This window comes from Micrococcus sp. HMSC31B01, from assembly GCF_001816085.1.
Taxonomy (GTDB): domain Bacteria; phylum Actinomycetota; class Actinomycetes; order Actinomycetales; family Micrococcaceae; genus Micrococcus; species Micrococcus luteus.
Genome location: NZ_KV825095.1, coordinates 1 through 4,533, shown reverse-complemented (window position 1 = coordinate 4,533; position 4,533 = coordinate 1). Strand labels below are relative to the sequence as shown.

The 4,533-nt window shown below is 73.9% G+C and carries 4 protein-coding genes; 1 reads left to right on the top strand and 3 read right to left on the bottom strand.

The annotated features are described in order from the left end of the window. Window positions 1-298: glycerophosphodiester phosphodiesterase family protein (locus HMPREF3105_RS05610; RefSeq protein WP_305791330.1), on the top strand; the 298-nt coding region annotated here is incomplete at its 5' end. A 10-nt stretch (window positions 299-308) separates the two neighbouring features. Here the strand turns inward: HMPREF3105_RS05610 and HMPREF3105_RS05605 are convergent. From HMPREF3105_RS05605 to HMPREF3105_RS05595, 3 genes are all read right to left on the bottom strand, one after another. Then, window positions 309-1,814: an aldehyde dehydrogenase family protein gene (locus tag HMPREF3105_RS05605; RefSeq protein WP_070708945.1), complete on the bottom strand. Its 1,506-nt coding sequence runs from the start codon at window positions 1,812-1,814 to the stop codon at window positions 309-311. Between the two features lie 204 nt (window positions 1,815-2,018). Further along, window positions 2,019-3,737 (bottom strand): phosphoglucomutase (alpha-D-glucose-1,6-bisphosphate-dependent), encoded by a 1,719-nt coding sequence (pgm, locus tag HMPREF3105_RS05600; protein WP_041103503.1) that lies wholly within the window; start codon window positions 3,735-3,737, stop codon window positions 2,019-2,021. A 67-nt stretch (window positions 3,738-3,804) separates the two neighbouring features. Continuing rightward, window positions 3,805-4,233 (bottom strand): Fur family transcriptional regulator, encoded by a 429-nt coding sequence (locus HMPREF3105_RS05595; RefSeq protein WP_070708944.1) that lies wholly within the window; start codon window positions 4,231-4,233, stop codon window positions 3,805-3,807. Window positions 4,234-4,533 lie beyond the last annotated feature (300 nt).

The following is a 4,533-nucleotide window of genomic DNA, read 5'->3' as shown; positions in this document are numbered from 1 at the left end:
GGCCGCCATCGCGGCGCTCGTGACGCTGGGCCCGCTGGGACTGACCCGCTGGCTGCGCCGGTACGCCCTCGACGTCGACTGCGTGCAGGTGCCCGTCCGGCACGGCCGCGTGCCCGTGGCCACCGCCGACTTCGTGCGGCGGTGCCACGCGGCGGGCCTGCCGGTGCACGTGTGGGTCGTGGACGAGCCCGCGGAGATCGAGCGCCTGCTCGACCTCGGTGTCGACGGGATCATGACCGACCGCGCCGACGTCCTCGCCGAGGTCTACGCCCGCCGCGGACTCTGGCCGCAGCGCTGACCCCCGCCCCTCAGAGCATCTTCGGCAGCAGCGCCCGCTTCATCCGCCCGTACGGCGGGTACGCGGTCTTGAGCGTGTCCACTTGGTCCGACTTCGTGATGGACGGGCGCAGGTGGGAGAACGTCTCGAACCCGTGGATGCCGTGGTACGCGCCCATCCCGGACGCGCCGATCCCGCCGAACGGCAGCGTCGCGATGCCGGCGTGCAGCAGGCCGACGTCGTAGCCGAGGCCACCGGCCTGCACCTGGTCGTCGAACGCCCGGTGATAGCTCGGCCGGTCCGTGAACAGGTAGGCGGCCAGCGGGTGCGGGCGCTCCGCGATGAAGTCCAGGGCGTCCTGGAAGGTGTCCACGGTCAGCACGGGCAGGATCGGGCCGAACAGCTCCTCCTGCATGAGCGCGCCGTCCGGCGTGACGCCCGTCACCACGGTGGGCGCCATGTACCGCCCCGCCACGTCCACGTCGCCGCCGACGAGCAGCTCGGCGCCGGCGTCGAGGTCCGCCTGGAGCATCTCCCGCAGCCGCTCCGCGTGCTCGGCGGAGATGAGCCGGCCGTAGTCCCTCGACGCGCGGGGGTCGTCGCCGTAGAACTCGCGCAGGGCTGCGGGGAGCTCGGCGGTCACCTGGCGCAGCGCGGCCTCGCCGACGGCCAGCACGTAGTCCGGGGCCACGCACGTCTGGCCCGCGTTGGTGAACTTCGCCCACGCGATGCGGCGGGCCATCGCGCCCGTGTTCCGCGACGGCGTCACCACCGCCGGCGACTTGCCGCCCAGCTCGAGCGTCACGGGGGAGAGGGTCTTCGCCGCCGCCTCGTAGACGATCCGGCCCACGCGCTCCCCACCGGTGTAGAGGATGTGGTCCCACGGCTCCGCCAGCAGCTCGGTGTTGCACTCCTTGCCGCCCGCCACCACGGAGACCAGCGCGGAGTCCAGGTACTGCGGCACCAGCTCCCGCAGCGCCGCCGCCGTGGCCGGGGCCTTCTCCGACGGGCTGAGCACCACCGTGTTGCCGGCCGCCAGCGCGCCCACGACCGGGGCGAGCGCGAGCTGCAGCGGGTAGTTCCACGCGCCGATGACCAGCACGAGACCCTTGGGCCGCGGCCGGACCTCCGCGCTCGCGGGCCGCAGGGCCAGCGGCAGCTTCACGGGCCGCGGCTCCATCCAGTCGGTCAGATGCAGCAGCGCGTGGTCCACCTCGGAGCGCACCGAGACGATCTCCGTGATCAGCGCCTCGGTGGCCGGCTTGCCCAGGTCCGTGCCGAGCGCCGCGACGAACCGGTCCGCGTGCTCGGTCAGCATCCGCTTCAGGCCCTTGAGCTGGCGCACCCGCACCGCGCGCGGGTGGGCGGCGCGGGAGCGGGCGGCGGCGCGCAGACGCTCGACGGCGGCCCGCGGCTCCTCGGGTCGGGGTCCGGCCGGCGCGATCGGCAGGGCCTCGGTGGGCAACGGCTCGCGGACGGGATCGTCGTCGGGGGTGTCGGAGGAGTCCGTGGTCAGACCGGGAGGCTGCGTGCTCATGTCGGCCACGCTACCGAGCCGCCCTGTGCGGCGGCAGGGCGGGCCGCCGTCGTCGTCCCCCGCGCGACCCGCGCACTTTCGTTCGGAAGACGGCGCCCCTAGGGCCTTTTCGTTCGGGAAACGGCGCGCGCGCCCGGCCGTTTCCCGAACGAAAGCGGTGCGACACGCCGCCGTTTCCCGAACGAAAGCGGGCGGGGGTGGGGGTCAGCCGATGACCGCGTCCACCAGCCGCTGCGCCTCCGCCTGCACCTGCGTCAGGTGCTCGGGGCCGCGGAAGGACTCCGCGTAGATCTTGTAGACGTCCTCGGTGCCGGAGGGCCGCGCCGCGAACCACGCGTGCTGCGTGACCACCTTGAGCCCGCCGATCGGGGCGTCGTTGCCCGGGGCGTTGGTCAGCGTCGCGAGGATGGTCTCGCCGGCCAGCTCGGTCACGGGGACGTCGTCGGGGGAGAGGGTCTTCAGCTTCGCCTTCTGCTCGGCGGTCGCGGGGGCGTCGATGCGCGCGTACGCCGGGTCGCCGTGCAGGGCCACGAGGTCGCGGTACCGCTCGGACGGGGACTGGCCCGTCACGGCGATGATCTCCGCGGCCAGCAGGCACAGCAGCAGCCCGTCCTTGTCCGTGGACCACGGGCTGCCGTCGAACTGCACGAAGGACGCGCCCGCGGACTCCTCGCCGCCGAACACGCCGGTGCCCGTCAGCAGGCCCGGCACGAACCACTTGAAGCCCACCGGCACCTCCACGAGCTCGCGGCCCAGGTCCCCGGCCACGCGGTCGATCATCGAGGAGCTCACCAGGGTCTTGCCCACGCCCGCGCTCTGGGGCCACTGCTCGCGGTGGCGGTACAGGTAGTCGATGGCCACGGCGAGGTAGTGGTTCGGGTTCATCAGCCCGCCGTCGGGGGTGACGATCCCGTGCCGGTCCGCGTCGGCGTCGTTGCCGGTGGCGACGTCGAAGGGCGCGTGCCCGTCCGCGTCCGGGGTCATCCGCTCGATCAGCGAGGCCATCGCGTTCGGCGACGAGCAGTCCATGCGGATCTTGCCGTCCCAGTCCAGGGTCATGAACCCGAACCGCGGGTCCACCTCCGGGTTCACCACGGTCAGATCCAGCCCGTGGCGGTCGGCGATCTCGTCCCAGTAGGCCACGGAGGCCCCGCCCATGGGGTCGGCGCCGATGCGCACGCCCGCCTCGCGGATCGCCTCCACGTCGATCACCTGCGGCAGATCGGACACGTACCGGTCCAGGAAGTCGAAGCCGCCCAGCTTCGCGTGGCCAGCGACGTCGGCGCTCGCCACCCGGTGCACGCCCGCCAGCCCGGCGGCGAGCAGCTCGTTGGCGCGGTCGGCGATCCACGTGGTCGCCTCGGTGTCCGCGGGGCCGCCGTGGGGCGGGTTGTACTTGAAGCCGCCGTCCGCGGGCGGGTTGTGCGAGGGGGTGATCACGAGGCCGTCCACGAGGCCGGCGTTGTCCCCGTCCACCGCGAAGCCCGACGGCGACAGCTCGCGCCCGGCGTTCAGGTGCAGGATCGCGTGGGAGACGGCGGGGGTGGGCGTGTAGCCGCCGCGGGAGTCGACGAGCACCTCGACGTCGTTGCCGAGCAGCACCTCGACGGCGGTGTCCTGCGCGGGCCCGGACAGGGCGTGGGTGTCCTTGCCGACGAGGACCGGCCCCGTGATCCCGTGGTGTGTGCGGTACTCGACCACGGCCTGCGTGATGGCGGCGATGTGGTCGTCGTTGAACGAGGTCGTGAACGCGGAGCCGCGGTGGCCGGAGGTGCCGAACACGACCTTCTGCGTCGGGTCCGTCACGTCCGGGTGACCGGTGCGGTACGCCTCCAGGAGGGCGTCGACGTCGATGAGGTCCTGCGGCAGGGCGGGGGTGCCGGGACGCTCGGCGGCGGGCAGGGCGGCGGTGTTCTCGGTCATGTGCCACACCTTGGCACGGGCGGGCGGACGGGGGAAGACGCGCGGCCCAGCGGGACGACGGCGGCGGTCACTCCCGGCAGCCGGAGCACAGCCCCCAGTAGTAGACCTCGGCCTCGTCGACCGCGAAGCCGTGGTCCTCGGGGGCGTCGAGGCACGGGGCGGAGCCGGTGCGGCACGGCACGTCCACGACCGTGCCGCAGCCGCGGCACACGAGGTGGTGATGGTTGTCGCCCGTGCAGATCTCGTAGCGGGCCGGGGAGCCGGCGGGCTGCAGGGAGCGCACGAGCCCGGCCTCGGTGAGCGCGTGGAGGCAGTCGTAGACGGCCTGGTGCGAGGTGCCGGGCAGGGCCCGACGCACGGCGGCCAGCACGGTGGACGCGTCCGCGTGGGGGTGGTCGGCGAGGGCGGTCAGCACCGCCAGGCGGGGCCGGGTCACGCGCAGGCCGACGCCGCGCAGCAGCGTGCGCTCGTCCTCGTCCCGCGTCGTGGTCTCCATGCCAGTCGATCCCATCCGGTTCTCTGGAACATGTCAAGAAAGAGCGGGCCGCTTCGCCCCCGGCGCACCGGCCATTCCCCGCCGTCCCCGTGCTGACTACGGTGAATCCTCGACCCCGGGGCGCACCGGCCCGGGCGCCGTCGACGAGGAGGTCCCCACCCATGGCCCAGCCCGAGCCCGTCCGTCTCGTCCCGGGCGGAGCCGTGGACCGCCCGGCCGAGCAGGCCCTCCTCGCGGCCGCCGCGGCCTGCGACGGGGACGTCGACGCGATGGTCGAGCTGCTCCGTGCGGCGTCCGGCG